Raw genomic sequence first — 20,540 nt, 5'->3', positions numbered from 1 at the left:
ATAGTAAAGAAAAGCTCGGCAACGGCCGGGCTTTTCTTTATAGGGATAGCGATATAATATAGAGGCATAAAGCTCAGTAGTTTAGCTTGAGGAGGATGTAAAGAATGTTTCGAATTGGACAAGGTTTTGATGTACATGAATTTGCGGAAGGTAGACCGTTAATTATCGGTGGAATTACAATTCCTCATGAGAAAGGATTAATTGGTCACTCGGATGCTGACGTATTGTTACATACGATTGCTGACGCATGTTTAGGAGCAATTGCAGCAGGGGATATTGGCAAGCATTTTCCTGATACCGATCCTGCCTTTAAAGATGCAGATTCAGCTGTATTGTTACAAAAAGTTTGGGGATTTGTGCGTGAACAAGGTTACGAGCTAGGGAACCTTGATTGTACAATTATTGCACAAAAACCAAAAATGGCACCGCATATTGAAAGCATGCGTAAACGTATTAGTGAACTATTAGAAACGTCTATTGATAATATTAATGTAAAGGCAACAACAACAGAAAAATTAGGATTTACAGGTAGAGAAGAAGGAATTGCTTCTCAAGCGGTTGTTTTATTACAGAAAAAATAATGGTTTTTAATTCGTAAGATGGATAATCACGTTTTTTTGGTGTACAATTATAGAATGTGTTGACATTAAGATTGGAAGGTGTACCAATTATGGAAAAGCAAGTGAGAGTGCGCTATGCGCCAAGTCCAACAGGACACTTACATATCGGAAATGCGCGTACGGCATTATTTAATTATTTATTTGCTCGTCATCAAGATGGTAAGTTTATTATTCGTATTGAAGATACTGATGTAAAACGTAATGTTGCTGGTGGAGAAGAAAGCCAATTAAAATACTTGAAATGGCTCGGTATGGACTGGGATGAAGGTGTTGATGTTGGTGGTGAATTTGGACCATATCGTCAAACAGAGCGTTTAGATATTTATAAAAAACTATATGAAGATTTATTAGAGCGTGGTTTAGCTTACAAATGTTATATGACAGAAGAAGAGCTAGAAGCAGAGCGTGAAGGTCAAATCGCTCGTGGTGAAACACCGCGTTATGCAGGAAATCACCGTGATTTAACTGAGGAGCAAATGAAAGGTTTTGAGGCTGAAGGCCGCATTCCAAGTATTCGCTTCCGTGTACCGGCTGATCGCGACTACACGTTTAAAGATATCGTAAAAGACGAAGTTGCATTCCATTCAAATGATTTTGGCGATTTCGTTATCGTGAAAAAAGATGGAATTCCAACTTATAACTTTGCGGTAGCAGTAGATGATCACTTAATGGAAATTACACACGTACTTCGTGGTGATGATCATATTTCAAATACGCCAAAACAAATGATGATTTATGAAGCTTTCGGTTGGGATATCCCGCAATTCGGTCATATGACTTTAATTGTAAACGAAAGTCGTAAAAAGCTAAGTAAGCGTGACGAATCTATTATTCAATTTATTGAGCAATATAAAGAGCTTGGATATCTTCCAGAAGCAATCTTTAACTTTATTGCATTACTAGGTTGGTCACCAGTAGGTGAAGAAGAAATCTTCTCTCAAGATGAGTTTATCAAAATGTTTGATGCAGCTCGTTTATCAAAATCACCTGCATTATTTGATTCTCAAAAACTAAAATGGATGAACAACCAATATATGAAAAAACAAGATTTAGATACGGTTGTTGAACTAAGCTTACCGCATTTAGTGAAAGCGGGTCGCGTAGGTGAAAACTTAAGTGAGCAAGAACAAGCTTGGGTTCGTGATGTAATTGCTTTATATCATGACCAAATGAGCTTTGGGGCTGAAATTGTAGAGCTTTCTGAAATGTTCTTTAAAGATCATGTTGATCATGAAGAAGAGGGACAAGAAGTATTGAAAGGTGAACAAGTACCTGAAGTACTTCGTACATTTGCCGATCAATTAGAAGCTCTAGAAGCAATGGAGCCAGCAGCAGTTAAGGCGGCTATTAAAGCAGTTCAAAAGGAAACAGGACATAAAGGTAAAAATCTATTTATGCCAATCCGTGTTGCTACTACTGGACAAACACATGGTCCAGAGCTTCCTAACGCTATTGCTCTTCTTGGAAAAGAAAAAGTTTTAAATCGTATTCAAAAAGTAATTGGTTAACATTTTCTAGGTTTAGAAATATAATAAGTATACCTAAAACCTAATAAGGAAAAGCGACGAGAAGGAGAAGTAGAAAATCAGGCTTTTTACAGAGAGAACCACCTTTAGGCTGGAAGTGGTTTATAAGCGGATTTTTGAAATGCCCCTTCGAGTCTTCTGTTGAACGGCGAAGTATTTCGTGGAACGTCTTAGGGCGCAAAGTAAACAGAAGCGGTGTAAACCGTTATCATGGATGAGTTTGAGGCTTTCTTTAGCCTAAACAGAGTGGAACCGCGCTTATAAGGCGTCTCTGTCAATATGACAGAGGCGTCTTTTTTTATACCATGTAAATGGGTAGGAGCATAAGTTTTATCTTCTTGTATAAAGGTTTAGGGGGATAAGTGGGGAGTTAAGGGAAGTTAGTTCACTCGAAAAAAGCAGCCCATAAAGGGGAGGGAACATCGATGTTTAAGAGGCTTCGGGAAGATATTGAAGTCGTTTTTGAACAGGATCCAGCGGCACGAAGTTATTTCGAAGTCATTTTAACTTACTCTGGATTACATGCAGTTTGGGCCCATCGAATTGCACATGCTTTTTACAAAAGGAATTTTTTCTTTCTTGCACGCTTTGTTTCACAAGTGAGTCGCTTTTTTACGGGCATTGAGATTCATCCAGGAGCAACTATTGGTCGGCACTTTTTCATCGATCATGGAATGGGAGTTGTAATTGGAGAAACGTGTGAAATTGGTGATAATGTAACGATTTATCAAGGAGTTACATTAGGTGGTACAGGAAAAGAAAAAGGAAAGAGGCACCCTACAATTCAGGATAATGTATTAATTGCAACGGGTGCTAAAGTCCTTGGTTCTATTACTGTGGGAGAGAATTCTAAAATCGGAGCAGGATCGGTCGTATTAAAAGAAGTTCCTGCACATTCTACAGTTGTAGGTATACCAGGCCGAGTCGTAATTCAAAATGGAGTAAAGATTGGTCAAGAGTTAAATCATTCCGATCTTCCGGATCCAATTTTTGATAAATTAAAGGCTATGGAAGTGGAGCTTGATAAATTAAAGAAACAACTGGAAGTAAAGGTAGAAAGGAAGGATAAAAATGACTATTCACATTTATAATACGTTAACACGTCAAAAAGAAGAGTTTATTCCATTAGAAGAAAATAAGGTAAAGATGTATGTGTGCGGACCTACAGTTTATAACTATATTCATATTGGGAATGCAAGACCACCTATGGTATTTGATACAGTACGCCGTTACTTAGAATATAAGGGATATGACGTGCAGTATGTATCTAACTTTACTGATGTGGATGATAAGTTAATTAAGGCGGCAAATGAATTGGGTGAAGATGTACCGACGATTGCAGACCGTTTCGTTGAAGCGTACTTTGAAGATGTAACGGCGCTAGGTTGCAAACATGCAACGGTTCATCCGCGTGTAACGGAAAATATGGATATCATTATTGAATTTATTCAAGAACTTGTGAATAAGGGATACGCATATGAATCAGAAGGTGATGTGTACTTTAGAACGAAAGAGTTCGAAGGTTACGGTAAACTATCGCATCAACCAATCGCAGATTTACGTCACGGTGCACGTATTGAAGTAGGAGAAAAGAAACAAGACATTCTTGACTTTGCTTTATGGAAAGCTGCGAAAGAAGGGGAAATCTTCTGGGAAAGCCCTTGGGGGAAAGGACGCCCAGGATGGCATATTGAATGCTCAGCAATGGCGCGTAAATATTTAGGGGATACAATTGACATTCATGCTGGTGGTCAAGATTTAGCGTTTCCTCATCATGAAAATGAAATTGCGCAGTCCGAGGCGTTGACTGGAAAAACATTTGCACGATATTGGATGCATAATGGATATATTAATATTAATAACGAGAAGATGTCTAAGTCACTTGGAAACTTCATTTTAGTGCACGACATCATTAAGCAATATGATCCACAGTTGATTAGATTCTTTATGTTATCGGTACATTACCGTCACCCAATTAACTTTAGTGAAGAGTTATTACAAAGTACGAATAATGGGCTAGAAAGAATTAAAACAGCTTACGGTAATTTAAAGCATCGTATGGAAAGTAGTACAGATTTAACAGATCATAATGAGAAATGGTTAGCTGAAATGGAAAAATTCCAGGTTGCATTTGAAGAAGCAATGGACGATGATTTCAATACAGCTAATGCGATTACTGAATTATATAATGTAGCAAATCATGCAAATCAATATTTGTTAGAAGAACATACTTCTAAAGTTGTAATTGAAGCATACGTAAAACAACTTGAAATATTATTTGATATTTTAGGATTAGAATTAGCGCAAGAAGAGTTGCTTGATGAAGAAATTGAAGCACTTATCCAAAAGCGTATTGAAGCTCGTAAAAATCGCGATTTCGCATTATCCGATCAAATTCGCGATGATTTAAAAGAACGTAATATTATTTTAGAAGATACCGCTCAAGGTACAAGATGGAAAAGAGGATAAAAATGATTGATGCAAAGCAATTAAACAGCTTAGCGTTAGCATATATGGGTGATGCGGTATATGAACAATATATCCGCTATCACCTCCTTCAAAAGGGAAAAGTTCGCCCTAATCAATTACATCGCTTAGGGACGAGCTTTGTTTCGGCAAAAGCACAGGCAAAAGTTGTTTATCATTTATTAGAGACGGCATTTTTGACAGAGGAAGAAGAGGCGGTATTAAGAAGAGGGCGTAATGCAAATTCAGGTACCGTTCCAAAAAATACGGATGTACAAACATATCGACATAGTACAGCCTTTGAAGCACTAATCGGTTATCATCACTTATTAAATAATCGTGAAAGATTAGACGAAATTGTATATAAGGCAATTGCTGTTTTAGAAGAAAAGGAAGGGGGCACATCATCATGAGTAGTGAATATATTATCGGACGTAACCCTGTAATTGAAGCGTTACGATCAGGGAGAGATATTAATAAAATTTGGATCGCAGAAGGTGCTGCCAAAGGGCAAATACAGATTGTACTAGCATTAGCGAAAGAAAATAAGATTATTTTACAACATGCACCGAAGAAGAAGTTAGATCAATTAGTTGAGGGTAATCATCAAGGCGTAATTGCTCAAGTGGCTGCATATCAATATGCTGAGTTAGAAGATTTATTCAAAGTAGCAGAAAAGCGTAATGAAGATCCGTTCTTCTTAATTTTAGATGAAATTGAAGATCCACATAACCTAGGTTCTATTATGCGTACCGCTGATGCAACAGGAGCTCATGGAATTATTATTCCGAAAAGAAGAGCGGTGGGACTTACAGCATCAGTTGCGAAAGCATCGACTGGAGCAATTGAATATATTCCTGTTGCGCGCGTAACAAATTTATCTCGTACAATTGATGAGTTAAAAGAGCGTGGACTTTGGATTGCTGGTACAGATGCTAAAGGGAAAACGGATTACCGTCATTTAGATGGTAAAATGCCAATCGGATTAGTAATCGGTAGTGAAGGAAAAGGTATGAGTCGTATTATTGGTGAAAAGTGTGATTTCTTAATTACTTTACCGATGGTTGGTAAAGTTACATCCTTAAATGCTTCAGTAGCCGCAAGTTTGTTAATGTATGAGGTATATCGTAAACGTCACGAAATTGGTAAATAAAAAATGAACGATATTTTAATCGTTGACGGTTACAACATTATCGGAGCTTGGGGAGACTTGAAAAAACTGCGGGATGTAGATTTACAATCATCAAGAGACGCGCTTATTGATAAGATGGCGGATTATCAAGGTTATACAGGCACAAAAGTAATGATTGTCTTTGATGCCTATACAGTCCATGGTATTGAAAAGAAGATGAAACAATCGCGGGTGGAAGTAATATTCACGAGAAAAAATCAAACTGCAGATGAAAAGATAGAACAACTTGCGATTGAACTTAGAAGTATAAATACACAAATATACGTTGCAACTTCAGATTATACGGAGCAATGGGTTGTATTTGCGCAAGGTGCACTTCGGAAATCTGCGCGTGAATTAGAGTTAGAAGTGCAAGCGATGGAACAGCAAGTAAGAAGGCGTACAAAAGACACGAAAGACAAGCAACCCGCCATGAGAAAGATATTTAGTAAAGATATTACAGAAAAATTAGAAAAATTAAGAAGAGGAGAGCGTTGAAGCATTGACGCTCTTTATCTTTTTACTGTATAATATTGCTAAATATATAGCGGTCGGAGGGATCAAGGTGGAAGCAGGCTTCGTAAGTGTAGGCGACGTTACATTTCGTGATTTAGAGGATGAGGCAATCGTTGAGTTAGTTCGAAAGGGTAATACTGACGCTCTAGAATATTTAATTCACAAATATAAGAACTTTGTTCGTGCGAAATCAAGATCTTATTTCTTAGTGGGTGCCGATCGAGAAGATATTGTTCAAGAAGGTATGATTGGATTGTTTAAGGCGATTCGTGATTATAAAGAGGACAAACTGTCTTCGTTCAAAGCATTTGCTGAACTGTGTATCACTCGACAAATTATTACCGCTATTAAAACAGCAACAAGGCAAAAACATATTCCATTAAATTCGTATGTGTCATTAGATAAACCGATTTACGATGAGGAATCTGATCGAACGCTATTAGATGTTATTTCGGAAGCAAAGGTGACTGATCCTGAAGAAATGATTATTAGTCAGGAAGAATATACAGACATAGAATCTAAAATATCTGAATTATTAAGCGATTTAGAAAGGAAAGTACTTTCTTTATACTTAGATGGCCGTTCCTATCAAGAGATTTCAGAACAGTTAAACAGACATGTGAAATCTATTGATAACGCATTACAGCGTGTGAAAAGGAAATTGGAAAGATATATGGAGATGAGAGAGAGTACAACTTTAAATTCGTAGTAAATACCGCAGGTGTAAAATAATTCACCTGTTTTCTTTTTGTAGAGAGAGTGGAAGTCATGACATTGACATTATCTTTTGTTGTATGATACATTTTTAGGGACATAATGTTACAAGGTTGGTGTAACTAATGAGGAAAAAAGTTGTACTCTCATGTGAAGAGTGTAAAAATCGAAACTACTCTACGATGAAAGATACGAGCTCAGTAGAGCGACTTGAGATAAAGAAGTTTTGTAAAACATGCAATAAGCATACAGTTCACAAGGAAACAAAATAAATAATTGAAATAATACACTGGAGGTCCCGCAGATGCGTTTAACGAACTTTTTCGGCGATGTAGGTCGCGAAATGAAAAAAGTAAGTTGGCCTAAAAAAGATGAATTACTCCGCTCAACAGCGACTGTTATCGCTACAGTTGTCTTCTTTGCGATTTTCTTCGCAGTAGTTGATATGGGCATTTCTTCTTTAATTCGGTTAATTCTTGGTTAATTCTTGAATAAGAAGCACTTATCCATGATATAATGTTATTTATAAGAACTGTGTAAAAGCCCGGTGAACGGGTTTTTTCATTTGCGCAAAAAAATGTACGTCAGGGAGGGAAGGACGCTCGTCCTAAATGAATGGAAAAAAGTTGGTATGTTGTCCATACTTATTCTGGATATGAAAATAAAGTAAAAGCAAACCTAGAGAAACGTGTAGAATCAATGGGTATGCAAGATAAAATTTTCCGTGTTGTTGTCCCGGAAGAAGTAGAAGTAGAAATGAAAAACGGTAAAGAAAAATTAATGAAAAGAAAAGTGTTCCCAGGTTACGTATTAGTAGAACTAATCATGACTGATGACTCTTGGTATGTTGTTCGTAATACACCGGGTGTAACAGGTTTTGTCGGTTCTTCGGGTTCTGGATCTAAACCATCTCCTCTATTAGAAGAGGAAGTTGTTACCATCATGAAGCATATGGGAATGGACAACGAAGTGGTTGATTTCGACTTTGAACTTCATGAGACAGTACGTGTAAATGAAGGACCATTCGCAGATTATACAGGTGCTATTGAAGAAATTGATGTGGAGAAGAAGAAAGTTAGTGTGCTTGTAGACATGTTTGGTCGCGAGACTCCAGTTGAACTTGACTTCCATCAAATTGAAAAATTATAAAATGAAACTTGAAATGAATTGTAAAAAGTGATAATATCTTTTAAGTCAGTACGTCTTCGTTATCGGAGACGTTTTTTGAAAGATTTTATCGTTACAGATAAAATATGACGTGGGAGGGCAAATCACTGTCCAATTGACCACATCACGGACTTAAGGAGGTGTGTCTCGTGGCTAAAAAGGTAATTAAAATGGTAAAACTTCAAATTCCTGCAGGTAAAGCTAACCCAGCTCCACCAGTTGGTCCAGCATTAGGACAAGCAGGTGTTAACATCATGGGCTTCTGTAAAGAGTTCAACGCTCGTACAGCTGATCAAGCTGGTCTTATCATCCCTGTTGAAATTACGGTATTTGAGGACCGTTCATTCACTTTCATTACTAAAACTCCTCCTGCTGCTGTTCTTCTTAAGAAAGTAGCTGGTATCGAGTCTGGTTCTGGTGAACCAAACCGTAATAAAGTGGCAACTGTTAAGCGTGATAAAGTACGCGAAATCGCTGAAACTAAAATGCCTGACCTAAACGCTGCTAGCGTAGAAGCTGCAATGCGTATGGTTGAAGGTACTGCACGCAGTATGGGCATCGTTATCGAAGACTAATTCGATTTGTTTTTAAAAAAAGGTTGCGGGTCTGGAATTCCAATTCGCAACCTTTATTATCGTAAATGATTATCGTTTTTTAAATAAAAGGATGGCGCGCATCCTCAGGTTATCCCTGGAAAAAAGGCGTAAACGTGGGAGGTTATTCCGCTAAAACCACATTCGAGGAGGAAATAAAAATGGCTAAAAGAGGTAAAAAGTACGTAGAAGCTGCGAAGCTTGTTGATCGTGCAGCTGCTTACTCTGCAACAGAAGCAGTAGAATTAGTAAAGAAAACAAACACAGCTAAATTTGATGCAACTGTAGAAGCTGCATTCCGTTTAGGTGTTGACCCTAAGAAAGCTGACCAACAAATTCGTGGTGCAGTTGTTCTTCCACACGGTACTGGTAAAGTACAACGTGTATTAGTATTCGCTAAAGGCGAAAAAGCAAAAGAAGCTGAAGCTGCTGGCGCTGAATTCGTAGGCGATACTGATTACATCGGTAAAATCCAACAAGGTTGGTTCGATTTCGATGTAGTAGTAGCAACTCCTGACATGATGGGTGAAGTTGGTAAACTTGGTCGCGTATTAGGACCTAAAGGTTTAATGCCAAACCCTAAAACTGGAACGGTTACTTTCGATGTAACTAAAGCTGTTAACGAAATCAAAGCTGGTAAAGTTGAATACCGCGTTGATAAAGCTGGTAACATCCACGTTCCAATCGGTAAAGTATCTTTCGAAGATGCTAAACTAGTAGAAAACTTCAAAACAATTGCTGACACGCTTCAAAAAGCTAAGCCAGCTGCTGCAAAAGGTACTTACATGAAGAACGCAACTGTTGCTTCTACAATGGGACCTGGCGTACGCGTAGATGTTTCTACACTTGCGTAAAAATTGGAAGTTGACTTCATAAAGAAGTTTTAATATAATCATTTATGTTGTGAATTTAAATAGTGTACCGTAGACAGTAGGTGTCGATTCGACTTAATTTCCTACCTAGGTGTTAATATACGAAGCGGAATCTTTTTTCTGTGACTATATGCCTCCATGTCTACAAGTTGGGCATGGAGGTTTTTAGTGCACTTTCGGTACATCTTCTATATAATCTACAGGAGGTGTAATAACATGAGCAAAGTAATCGAAACTAAACAACAAGTTGTAACTGAAATCGCTGAAAAACTTCGCGCGAGTAAATCTACAATCGTTGTTGACTACCGTGGTTTAACAGTTTCTGAAGCAACAGAATTACGTAAAAACTTACGTGAAGCTGGCGTTGAGTTCAAAGTTTACAAAAACTCTTTAACTCGTCGTGCTGCAGAGTCTGCTGAAATGGCTGAGTTAAACGAATTCTTAACAGGACCAAACGCAATCGCGTTCAGTAACGAGGATGTAGTTGCTCCTGCGAAAGTATTAAACGACTTCGCTACAAAACATGAAGCTTTAGAAATTAAAGCTGGTGTAATCGAAGGTAAACTTGTAACACTTGATGAGGTTAAAGCTATTGCTACTCTTCCATCACGTGAAGGCTTACTTTCTATGCTTCTTAGCGTTCTTCAAGCTCCAATCCGTAACCTTGCACTTGCTACTAAAGCAGTTGCAGATCAAAAGGAAGAGCAAGGCGCTTAATTTTTTAAAAGATAATTACTTGTTATCTATAAAACAATACAAACCTATTTAAGGGAGGATATTTACAATGACTAAAGAACAAATCATTGAAGCAGTTAAATCTATGACTGTATTAGAACTTAACGACTTAGTAAAAGCTATCGAGGAAGAATTCGGCGTAACTGCTGCTGCTCCTGTAGCTGTAGCTGGTGGCGCTGGTGAAGCTGCTGCTGAGAAAACTGAGTTTGACGTAGTACTTGCAAGTGCTGGCGCTCAAAAAATCAAAGTTATCAAAGCTGTACGTGAAATCACTGGTCTTGGCTTAAAAGAAGCTAAAGAATTAGTTGACAACACTCCAAAAGCAATCAAAGAAGGCGTTTCTAAAGAGGAAGCTGAAGAAATGAAAGCTAAACTTGAAGAAGTTGGCGCTGCTGTAGAAGTTAAGTAATTAACTTTTGATGCTTTAAAAAAGCTCGCTCTCATGCGAGCTTTTTTTTTAACTGTAAAGAAAAGAGGTGGCCATATGGCAGACCATTATTTTTCTAACGACCCTACGAGTAAAAGTGATCGTAAACGATGGGAATTTACACTTCGTGGATCTCAATTCACTTTTGTATCTGACCATGGGGTGTTCTCGAAAAACGAGGTGGACTTTGGTTCCCGTCTTTTAATTGAAGCGTTTCAAATGCCAGATATTAAAGGTGATATATTAGATGTAGGTTGTGGATACGGTCCGATTGGTTTGTCGTTAGCGAAAGAGTTTCAAGGTTGTGACGTTCACATGGTGGATGTGAACGAAAGAGCACTTGGGCTTGCAAAAGAAAATGCCGCTAATAACAGAATCGAGAATGTACGTATTTTTCAAAGTAGCGTCTATGAAAATGTAGATGGCAAGTATGCTGCTATTCTATCTAATCCTCCAATTCGTGCGGGTAAAGATACCGTGCATGAGATTTTAGAAAAGGCTGTGGAGTATTTAGTTCCAGGTGGAGAGCTGTGGATTGTTATTCAAAAGAAGCAAGGTGCACCATCTGCGCTGAAAAAACTAGAGGAAGTATTTTCTGAAGTTGAAGTTGTAGAAAAGAAAAAAGGATATTATATCATAAAATCAAAAAAACGTTGACGGTTATTTTTGGCTATGTTAACATTATACAATGCCAATATATGATTTTCTGCGTTGAGAAAGATGTATATTTTTGTTTCTCTTGGAAAAGATAGTAAAATCAGCAGATTATGAAACAGAATGATGGTTTTCTTATAGAAGCCATTTTTCTTTTTGAGCAGGTAGAAAGACTCAACGTATCTATCTTTAAGAGAAAAAGACTACGCTATTAGCAGTAGTTGTATTTATTTGTGATTTTGCACAAATTTTTTTGTGCATTTATAATACTCATGATTTGAGGGGTGAAGCAGTTGACAGGTCAACTAGTTCAATACGGACGCCACCGCCAACGAAGAAGTTATGCCCGTATTAGTGAAGTATTAGAGTTACCAAATCTTATCGAAATTCAAACCTCTTCTTATCAGTGGTTTCTTGATGAGGGTTTGCGAGAAATGTTCCAAGACATTTCTCCGATTGAAGACTTTACGGGAAATCTATCGCTTGAATTTATCGACTACAGCTTAGGTGAACCTAAATACTCTGTAGACGAATGCAAAGAGCGTGATGTGACGTATGCAGCACCACTTCGTGTAAAAGTGCGTCTAATCAACAAGGAAACTGGTGAAGTAAAAGAACAAGATGTGTTCATGGGAGATTTCCCACTCATGACAGAGACTGGAACATTCGTAATTAACGGTGCAGAACGTGTTATCGTTTCCCAGTTAGTTCGCTCTCCAAGCGTATACTATAGTGGCAAAGTGGATAAAAACGGAAAACGTGGTTTTACTGCTACTGTAATTCCAAACCGCGGAGCTTGGTTAGAGTATGAAACAGATGCTAAGGATGTTGTATATGTGCGTATTGACCGTACGCGTAAACTTCCTGTAACTGTTTTGTTACGCGCATTAGGGTTTGGCTCTGATCAAGAAATCACCGAGCTTTTAGGTGATAACGAATACTTAAGCAACACATTAGAAAAAGACAATACAGATAGCACAGAAAAAGCATTGCTTGAAATTTATGAGCGTCTACGTCCTGGTGAACCACCAACAGTAGAAAATGCAAAGAGCTTACTTGTGTCTCGTTTCTTCGATCCAAAGCGCTACGATTTAGCAAATGTAGGTCGCTATAAGATCAACAAAAAGTTACACATGAAAAACAGATTGTTTAACCAACGTTTAGCTGAAACATTAGTGGATCCAGAAACTGGTGAAATTTTAGCGGCGGAAGGAACAGTCTTAGATCGTCGTACACTGGATCGCATTTTACCTTACTTAGAGAAAAACATTGGATTCAAAACAGCGAAACCAATGGGTGGAGTGGTAGAAGGCGATGTTGAGCTGCAATCTATTAAGATTTATGCTCCAGAATCAGAAGGCGAACGTACTATTAACGTAATTGGGAATGCAAATATTACTCGTGATGTAAAACACATCACACCAGGTGATATTCTTGCTTCTATTAGTTACTTCTTCAACTTACTATACAAAGTAGGGGATACAGATGATATCGACCATTTAGGAAATCGTCGTCTGCGTTCTGTAGGAGAACTATTACAAAACCAATTCCGTATCGGTCTTTCTCGTATGGAACGTGTTGTTCGTGAGAGAATGTCGATTCAAGATACAAATGCAATTACACCACAGGCATTAATCAATATTCGTCCTGTTATTGCATCTATTAAAGAGTTCTTCGGAAGTTCTCAGTTATCTCAGTTCATGGATCAAACAAACCCATTAGCAGAGTTAACTCACAAACGAAGACTATCTGCATTAGGACCTGGTGGTTTAACGCGTGAGCGCGCAGGCTTTGAAGTGCGTGACGTTCACTACTCTCACTACGGTCGTATGTGTCCAATTGAAACACCAGAGGGACCAAACATCGGTTTGATTAACTCATTATCTTCGTTCGCGAAAGTAAATGAGTTTGGTTTCATTGAAACACCATACCGTCGTGTTGACCCAGAAACTGGTCTTGTAACAGGGCATGTTGATTATTTAACAGCAGATGAAGAAGATAATTATGTTGTAGCCCAAGCGAATATGAAATTATCTGCAGAAGGGGAATTCCTTGATGAAGATATCGTAGCTCGTTTCCGTGGTGAAAACATTGTCACAAATAAAGAACGCATCGACTACATGGATGTATCTCCAAAACAAGTAGTGTCGGCAGCGACAGCTTGTATTCCGTTCTTAGAAAACGATGACTCTAACCGCGCACTTATGGGAGCGAACATGCAACGTCAGGCGGTTCCGTTAATGAATCCGGAATCTCCGATTGTAGGTACTGGTATGGAGTACGTATCAGCAAAAGACTCAGGTGCTGCAGTAATCTGTAAACACCCTGGTGTTGTTGAACGCGTAGAAGCACGTGAAGTTTGGGTACGTCGCTATGTAGAAGTTGACGGTCAAACAGTAAAAGGCGACTTAGATCGCTACAAAATGCAGAAATTCATTCGTTCTAACCAAGGAACTTGCTACAACCAACGTCCAATCGTAAGTGTTGGAAATCAAGTTGTGAAAGGTGAAATCCTTGCGGATGGTCCTTCTATGGAATTAGGTGAACTAGCACTTGGACGTAACGTGCTTGTTGGCTTCATGACATGGGACGGTTATAACTACGAGGATGCGATCATTATGAGTGAGCGCCTTGTAAAAGATGATGTGTACACTTCTATTCATATTGAAGAATATGAGTCAGAAGCTCGTGATACGAAGCTTGGACCAGAAGAAATTACACGTGATATCCCGAATGTTGGGGAAGATGCACTACGCAACCTTGACGAGCGCGGTATCATTCGCGTTGGTGCGGAAGTAAAAGATGGAGATCTACTTGTTGGTAAAGTAACACCTAAAGGTGTAACAGAATTAACAGCTGAAGAACGTCTATTACACGCAATCTTCGGTGAAAAAGCACGTGAAGTACGTGATACATCGCTACGTGTACCACACGGTGGTGGCGGTATTATCTTAGACGTAAAAGTGTTCAACCGTGAAGATGGCGATGAATTGCCACCAGGCGTGAATCAACTTGTACGTGCATATATCGTTCAAAAACGTAAAATTTCTGAAGGTGACAAGATGGCCGGACGTCACGGTAACAAAGGTGTTATCTCTCGTATTTTACCAGAAGAAGATATGCCTTACTTACCAGACGGTACGCCAATCGATATCATGTTAAACCCATTAGGGGTACCATCTCGTATGAATATCGGTCAGGTATTAGAGCTTCATCTTGGTATGGCGGCAAGATACCTTGGCATTCACATTGCAACACCAGTATTTGATGGTGCTCGTGAGGAAGATGTATGGGGCACAATCGAAGAAGCTGGTATGGCAAATGACGCGAAAACAATCCTGTATGACGGACGTACTGGTGAGCCATTCGATAACCGCGTATCTGTTGGTGTCATGTATATGATCAAACTTGCGCACATGGTTGACGATAAACTTCATGCTCGTTCTACTGGACCATACTCACTTGTAACGCAGCAACCTCTTGGAGGTAAAGCTCAGTTCGGTGGACAGCGTTTCGGTGAGATGGAGGTTTGGGCACTTGAAGCTTATGGTGCTGCTTATACTCTTCAAGAAATCTTAACAGTGAAGTCTGATGATGTTGTTGGACGTGTTAAGACGTATGAAGCAATTGTTAAAGGCGAAAATGTTCCAGAACCAGGCGTTCCTGAATCATTCAAAGTATTGATTAAAGAACTGCAAAGTTTAGGTATGGACGTTAAAATGATGTCTAGCGACGATACAGAAATTGAAATGCGTGATACGGAAGATGACGACGATCATCAATCAGCAGATAAATTGAATGTTGAAGTTGAGACAACTAAGGAATAATTGGGATAACCTGTAGACTAAAAGGGAGGTAGGCCCCTTGATAGATGTAAATAACTTTGAATATATGAAGATTGGACTTGCTTCACCTGACAAGATTCGTTCTTGGTCATACGGTGAAGTTAAGAAACCAGAAACAATTAACTATCGTACGTTAAAGCCTGAAAAAGATGGCTTGTTCTGTGAGCGTATTTTCGGACCACAAAAGGACTGGGAATGTCATTGCGGAAAATATAAACGTGTACGTTATAAAGGTGTAGTTTGTGATCGATGTGGCGTTGAAGTAACGCGTGCAAAAGTTCGTCGTGAACGTATGGGCCATATCGAATTAGCTGCTCCTGTATCTCATATTTGGTATTTCAAAGGTATCCCGAGCCGCATGGGACTTGTCTTAGACATGTCCCCTCGCGCGCTTGAAGAAGTAATTTATTTCGCTTCTTATGTTGTAACAGAAAGTGGAGATACACCACTTGATAAGAAGCAATTACTTTCTGAAAAAGAATACCGTGCATATCGTGATCGATATGGCAGCACATTCCAAGCTGCTATGGGTGCAGAAGCGATTAAAAAGCTACTGCAAGATATCGATTTAGATAAAGAAGTAGACTTCTTAAAAGAAGAATTAAAAACAGCACAAGGACAACGCCGTACTCGTGCTATTAAACGTCTAGAAGTATTAGAAGCATTCCGTAACTCTGGAAATCACCCATCTTGGATGATCTTAGATGTTCTTCCAGTTATCCCACCAGAACTACGCCCGATGGTACAGTTAGATGGTGGACGTTTTGCTACTTCTGACTTAAACGACTTATATCGTCGTGTAATTAACCGTAACAATCGTTTAAAACGTCTATTGGACTTAGGTGCACCAAGCATCATCGTTCAAAACGAAAAACGTATGCTACAAGAAGCTGTAGACGCATTAATCGATAATGGTCGTCGTGGCCGTCCAGTTACTGGACCAGGTAACCGTCCATTAAAATCACTATCTCACATGCTTAAAGGTAAACAAGGACGTTTCCGTCAAAACTTATTAGGTAAACGTGTTGACTACTCTGGCCGTTCTGTAATCGTTGTAGGACCGAACTTAAAGATGTACCAATGTGGATTACCGAAAGAAATGGCGCTTGAATTGTTTAAGCCTTTCGTTATGAAAGAGTTAGTTGGAAAAGGATTAGCACACAACATTAAGAGTGCTAAACGTAAAATCGAGCGTGTACAACCTGAAGTTTGGGACGTTTTAGAATCTGTGATCAAAGAGCATCCAGTACTTCTAAACCGCGCACCAACACTTCACCGTCTTGGTATCCAGGCGTTTGAACCTACATTAGTGGAAGGTCGCGCAATCCGTCTTCACCCACTTGTATGTACTGCATACAACGCGGACTTTGACGGTGACCAAATGGCGGTTCACGTTCCGTTATCATCAGAGGCACAAGCGGAAGCTCGTATTCTTATGTTAGCGGCACAAAACATCTTGAATCCAAAAGACGGAAAACCAGTTGTTACTCCATCTCAGGATATGGTATTAGGTAACTATTACTTAACACTTGAGCGCGAGGGTGCAATCGGTGAAGGTATGGTCTTCAAAGATGCAAACGAAGCAATACTTGCATACCAAAATGGATATGTACATCTGCACACACGTGTTGCAGTTGCTGCAAGTTCAGTAAATAACGTAACATTTACTGAAGAGCAAAAAGGTAAGCTTCTATTAACAACAGTTGGTAAATTAATATTTAACGAAATCTTACCAGAGTCGTTCCCTTATATTAATGAACCGACAAACTCAAACCTTGAAAAAGAAACACCAGCGGAATATTTCGTTGAAAAAGGTGCGAACATTAAAGAAATTATTGCTAGTCGCGAAGAAGTGGCGCCATTTAGCAAGAAGATCCTTGGTAACATTATTGCGGAAGTATTCAAGCGTTTCCAAATTACGGAAACATCTCGCATGCTTGACCGTATGAAAAACTTAGGATTTAAATACTCTACAAAAGCTGGTATTACAGTTGGGGTATCAGACATTCTTGTATTAGGCGAAAAAGATGAAATTCTCCATGAAGCACAAGCAAAAGTAGATAATGTAATTAAACAATTCCGTCGCGGTTTAATCACGGAAGAAGAACGTTACGATCGTGTTATCTCTATTTGGAGTAATGCAAAAGATGTTATCCAAGGAAAGCTGATGAAATCCTTGAATAAACGCAACCCAATCTTCATGATGAGTGATTCCGGTGCCCGTGGTAACGCATCGAACTTTACTCAGCTTGCTGGTATGCGTGGTCTGATGGCCAATCCATCTGGTCGTATCATTGAGCTTCCGATCAAATCAAGTTTCCGTGAAGGTTTAACAGTACTTGAGTACTTCATCTCTACGCATGGTGCACGTAAAGGTCTTGCCGATACAGCACTTAAAACTGCCGATTCTGGTTACTTAACACGTCGTCTTGTAGACGTTGCACAAGATGTAATTGTTCGTCAAGATGATTGTGGAACAGATCGCGGTTTACTAATTGGTGCGATTAAAGAGGGTAATGAAGTTATTGAGTCACTATATGATCGTCTTGTTGGACGTTTTGCAAGAAAAACTGTAAAACATCCTGAAACAGGTGAAGTATTAGTTAGTGAAAACCAATTAATTACTGAAGATATCGCTCATATCGTTGAAAATTCGGGTGTTGAAACTGTAAACATTCGTTCAGCATTTACGTGTAATACTCGCCACGGTGTATGTAAGAAGTGTTACGGTCGTAACTTAGCAACTGGTACAGACGTAGAAGTAGGAGAGGCGGTAGGTATTATCGCAGCTCAATCTATCGGTGAGCCAGGTACACAGTTAACGATGCGTACGTTCCATACAGGTGGGGTTGCCGGAGATGATATCACACAAGGTTTACCTCGTATCCAAGAGATCTTCGAAGCTCGTAATCCGAAAGGTCAGGCAGTTATCAGTGAAATCGACGGTGTTATCGCAGCGATCAACGATGTTAAAGATCGCCAAGAAGTAGTTGTACAGGGTGAAGTTGAAGCTCGTACGTATGCTATTCCTTACGGTGCTCGTCTGAAAGTAACTCCAGGACAGCCAATTAGCCATGGTAAAGAGTTAACAGAAGGTTCTATTGATCCGAAAGAATTACTAAAAGTAACGGACATTACAGCAGTACAAGAATACTTATTACGTGAAGTTCAAAAAGTATACCGTATGCAAGGGGTAGAAATTGGTGACAAACACGTAGAAGTAATGGTACGTCAAATGCTACGTAAAGTTCGTGTAAGCGATGCGGGTGAAACAGATGTATTACCAGGAACATTACTAGATATCCATCAGTTTACTGATGCGAATGCGAAGGTGTTACTGAAAGGTAAACGACCAGCAACAGCTAGACCGGTTCTACTTGGTATTACTAAAGCTTCACTTGAAACTGATTCGTTCTTATCTGCAGCATCGTTCCAAGAAACAACTCGTGTTCTAACAGATGCAGCAATTAAGGGTAAACGCGATGAGCTTCTAGGATTGAAAGAGAATGTTATTATCGGTAAGCTTGTTCCTGCCGGAACAGGTATGAATCGTTATCGCAAAGTGGATCTTGTAAAAACAACACAAGATAACATGAATGTAGAAAACGATGAAGTTTATGTGGAACAGTAAAATTTTCCGTCGTAAATTTTGTATAAAAACAGCTAATCCTAGTTGACATTGTATGAGTCAAAATGTTACTATAATCAAGGTTGCTCCTGAACGATGCTTTGGAGGATATTTATATGTCTTATCAAAAAGTGTCAAATGCTGAAAGTGTAGTCGTTGGTCATAAACGCACATTGGAAGCGATCAAAAATGGTATAGTTAAAGAAGTTGTCATTGCGGAAGATGCTGATGTGAGGTTAACTCATGTTATCATTCGTACTGCCTTGCAACATAACATACCCATAACCAAAGTTGAATCAGTTCGTAAGCTTGGAAAAGTTTCGGGGATTCAAGTGGGAGCTTCAGCAATAGGAATAATAAGTTAAAACTGTTTTTGTGAGGAGAGAGCATTTGCTCTCCCTTGCAAAAACTTTGTTTTCAACTAATAATGAACCACCTGGATATGTGGTCATACAAACATGCGAAGGGAGGATAATCAAATGCCTACTATTAACCAATTAGTGAGAAATGGTCGTACTGATAAAGTATGGAAATCTAAATCACCTGCGTTAAACAAAGGTTTTAACTCTTTAAAGAAAAAATCAACTGATATCTCTGCACCTCAAAAACGTGGTGTATGTACTCGTGTTGGTACAATGACTCCAAAGAAACCGAACTCAGCGTTACGTAAATACGCTCGTGTACGTTTAACAAATGGTATTGAAGTTACAGCTTACATCCCAGGTATCGGTCATAACCTACAAGAGCATAGCGTAGTATTAATTCGCGGTGGTCGAGTAAAGGATTTACCAGGGGTACGTTACCACATCGTTCGTGGTGCGCTTGATACAGCTGGTGTTGACAAACGTATGCAAGGACGTTCTAAATATGGTACTAAGCGACCAAAACCTGCTAAAAAATAATAAACTTATAATGAAAGGAGGAACTCAATATGCCTCGTAAAGGACCTGTTGCGAAACGTGACGTGTTACCAGATCCAATGTACAATTCTAAACTTGTAACGCGCCTAATCAACAAAATGATGGTTGACGGTAAAAAAGGTAAATCTCAAACAATTCTTTATAACGCTTTCGATATCGTTCGTGAACGTTCAGATAAAGAACCTATGGAAGTATTCGAGCAAGCTCTTAAGAACATCATGCCTGTTCTTGAAGTACGCGCTCGTCGTGTTGGTGGTGCTAACTACCAAGTTCCAGTTGAGGTTCGTCCAGAACGCCGTACAACTTTAGGTCTTCGCTGGTTAGTAAACTATGCTCGTCTTCGTGGTGAAAAAACTATGGAAGAGCGTCTAGCTTACGAAATCTTAGATGCAGCTAACAACGCTGGTGCATCTGTTAAGAAACGTGAAGACACTCATAAAATGGCAGAAGCTAACAAAGCATTTGCTCATTACCGTTGGTAGGATTCAACGTAAAATAAATGTAAGCATAAACCGCTTTATTTGTCGCTTATGGAAGTGTGGAGAGGGAGAATGCCTCTCCCTTTCGTTGGGCGCTCGTTTTACATAATGAGGGTACTGGACACTGGCATATGTAACAATATAAAGTGGCTTTTTTGCTACTTAAAATAAAATAATCCAATCCATATATGGAAGGAGCAAGACACC

General features: G+C 39.1%; 21 protein-coding genes and 2 other annotated features. All 21 genes read left to right on the top strand.

What is annotated here, in order from left to right:
• Window positions 1-104 precede the first annotated feature (104 nt).
• The 21 genes from ispF to rpsG all read left to right on the top strand — a co-directional run bounded on the left by ispF (window position 105) and on the right by rpsG (window position 20,336).
• Complete coding sequence (ispF, locus tag MR109_RS24195) at window positions 105-581, top strand: 2-C-methyl-D-erythritol 2,4-cyclodiphosphate synthase (protein ID WP_000488392.1); 477 nt, start codon at window positions 105-107, stop codon at window positions 579-581.
• Window positions 582-670: 89 nt separating this feature from the next.
• On the top strand, window positions 671-2,128 hold the full coding sequence (gltX, locus tag MR109_RS24190) for a glutamate--tRNA ligase (RefSeq protein ID WP_242274112.1): 1,458 nt from the start codon (window positions 671-673) through the stop codon (window positions 2,126-2,128).
• Between the two features lie 47 nt (window positions 2,129-2,175).
• Window positions 2,176-2,422 (top strand) — a binding site (T-box leader).
• A 149-nt stretch (window positions 2,423-2,571) separates the two neighbouring features.
• On the top strand, window positions 2,572-3,237 hold the full coding sequence (gene cysE, locus MR109_RS24185; protein ID WP_071717888.1) for a serine O-acetyltransferase: 666 nt from the start codon (window positions 2,572-2,574) through the stop codon (window positions 3,235-3,237).
• A complete protein-coding gene (gene cysS, locus MR109_RS24180; protein WP_002175439.1) occupies window positions 3,218-4,615 on the top strand; it encodes a cysteine--tRNA ligase in 1,398 nt (465 codons plus the stop codon). Before cysE ends, cysS begins: the two co-directional genes overlap by 20 nt.
• Window positions 4,616-4,617: 2 nt before the next feature.
• Window positions 4,618-5,025 (top strand): Mini-ribonuclease 3, encoded by a 408-nt coding sequence (locus tag MR109_RS24175; RefSeq protein ID WP_000564261.1) that lies wholly within the window; start codon window positions 4,618-4,620, stop codon window positions 5,023-5,025.
• Entirely contained in the window at window positions 5,022-5,765 is a 744-nt protein-coding gene (rlmB, locus tag MR109_RS24170) for a 23S rRNA (guanosine(2251)-2'-O)-methyltransferase RlmB (RefSeq protein WP_071717887.1), read from the top strand. The genes MR109_RS24175 and rlmB overlap by 4 nt, the downstream gene beginning before the upstream one ends.
• A 3-nt stretch (window positions 5,766-5,768) precedes the next feature.
• Window positions 5,769-6,281, top strand: coding sequence for an NYN domain-containing protein (locus tag MR109_RS24165; RefSeq protein WP_002175437.1), 513 nt, complete (start codon window positions 5,769-5,771; stop codon window positions 6,279-6,281).
• A 67-nt stretch (window positions 6,282-6,348) separates the two neighbouring features.
• Window positions 6,349-7,008: an RNA polymerase factor sigma-70 gene (locus tag MR109_RS24160; protein WP_000387198.1), complete on the top strand. Its 660-nt coding sequence runs from the start codon at window positions 6,349-6,351 to the stop codon at window positions 7,006-7,008.
• A gap of 130 nt (window positions 7,009-7,138) precedes the next feature.
• On the top strand, window positions 7,139-7,285 hold the full coding sequence (rpmG, locus tag MR109_RS24155; RefSeq protein ID WP_012260172.1) for a 50S ribosomal protein L33: 147 nt from the start codon (window positions 7,139-7,141) through the stop codon (window positions 7,283-7,285).
• Window positions 7,286-7,317: 32 nt separating this feature from the next.
• A complete protein-coding gene (gene secE, locus MR109_RS24150) occupies window positions 7,318-7,497 on the top strand; it encodes a preprotein translocase subunit SecE (RefSeq protein WP_001241321.1) in 180 nt (59 codons plus the stop codon).
• A gap of 131 nt (window positions 7,498-7,628) precedes the next feature.
• Complete coding sequence (gene nusG, locus MR109_RS24145) at window positions 7,629-8,162, top strand: transcription termination/antitermination protein NusG (RefSeq protein WP_000415794.1); 534 nt, start codon at window positions 7,629-7,631, stop codon at window positions 8,160-8,162.
• 167 nt (window positions 8,163-8,329) lie between these two features.
• On the top strand, window positions 8,330-8,755 hold the full coding sequence (gene rplK / locus MR109_RS24140; RefSeq protein ID WP_001085872.1) for a 50S ribosomal protein L11: 426 nt from the start codon (window positions 8,330-8,332) through the stop codon (window positions 8,753-8,755).
• 179 nt (window positions 8,756-8,934) lie between these two features.
• The gene (gene rplA / locus MR109_RS24135) at window positions 8,935-9,627 is read left to right on the top strand and encodes a 50S ribosomal protein L1 (protein WP_002175435.1); all 693 of its coding nucleotides are present in this window, start codon (window positions 8,935-8,937) and stop codon (window positions 9,625-9,627) included.
• Window positions 9,628-9,676: 49 nt separating this feature from the next.
• Window positions 9,677-9,822, top strand: a sequence feature (ribosomal protein L10 leader region).
• A 39-nt stretch (window positions 9,823-9,861) separates the two neighbouring features.
• Window positions 9,862-10,362 (top strand): 50S ribosomal protein L10, encoded by a 501-nt coding sequence (gene rplJ, locus MR109_RS24130; protein ID WP_048374302.1) that lies wholly within the window; start codon window positions 9,862-9,864, stop codon window positions 10,360-10,362.
• 67 nt (window positions 10,363-10,429) lie between these two features.
• On the top strand, window positions 10,430-10,789 hold the full coding sequence (gene rplL / locus MR109_RS24125) for a 50S ribosomal protein L7/L12 (protein WP_000159737.1): 360 nt from the start codon (window positions 10,430-10,432) through the stop codon (window positions 10,787-10,789).
• A 75-nt stretch (window positions 10,790-10,864) separates the two neighbouring features.
• Window positions 10,865-11,464 (top strand): class I SAM-dependent methyltransferase, encoded by a 600-nt coding sequence (locus MR109_RS24120; protein ID WP_025149629.1) that lies wholly within the window; start codon window positions 10,865-10,867, stop codon window positions 11,462-11,464.
• Between the two features lie 290 nt (window positions 11,465-11,754).
• Window positions 11,755-15,288 carry a DNA-directed RNA polymerase subunit beta gene (rpoB, locus tag MR109_RS24115; RefSeq protein ID WP_025149628.1) on the top strand — a complete coding sequence of 1,178 codons (3,534 nt, stop codon included), beginning with the start codon at window positions 11,755-11,757 and terminating at the stop codon, window positions 15,286-15,288.
• Window positions 15,289-15,325: 37 nt separating this feature from the next.
• Window positions 15,326-18,937, top strand: a complete 3,612-nt coding sequence (gene rpoC / locus MR109_RS24110) for a DNA-directed RNA polymerase subunit beta' (protein ID WP_242274111.1) — start codon at window positions 15,326-15,328, stop codon at window positions 18,935-18,937.
• A gap of 113 nt (window positions 18,938-19,050) precedes the next feature.
• Window positions 19,051-19,299, top strand: a complete 249-nt coding sequence (locus MR109_RS24105) for a ribosomal L7Ae/L30e/S12e/Gadd45 family protein (RefSeq protein WP_025149626.1) — start codon at window positions 19,051-19,053, stop codon at window positions 19,297-19,299.
• A 114-nt stretch (window positions 19,300-19,413) separates the two neighbouring features.
• Complete coding sequence (rpsL, locus tag MR109_RS24100) at window positions 19,414-19,836, top strand: 30S ribosomal protein S12 (RefSeq protein WP_001142341.1); 423 nt, start codon at window positions 19,414-19,416, stop codon at window positions 19,834-19,836.
• Window positions 19,837-19,865: 29 nt separating this feature from the next.
• On the top strand, window positions 19,866-20,336 hold the full coding sequence (rpsG, locus tag MR109_RS24095; RefSeq protein WP_001137492.1) for a 30S ribosomal protein S7: 471 nt from the start codon (window positions 19,866-19,868) through the stop codon (window positions 20,334-20,336).
• The last annotated feature ends 204 nt before the right edge of the window (window positions 20,337-20,540 follow it).

This window comes from Bacillus cereus group sp. BfR-BA-01310, from assembly GCF_022664325.1.
GTDB lineage: Bacteria > Bacillota > Bacilli > Bacillales > Bacillaceae_G > Bacillus_A > Bacillus_A paramycoides.
Note: the sequence above shows the minus strand (reverse complement) of the source record. Positions and strands in the feature narration are given on the sequence as shown.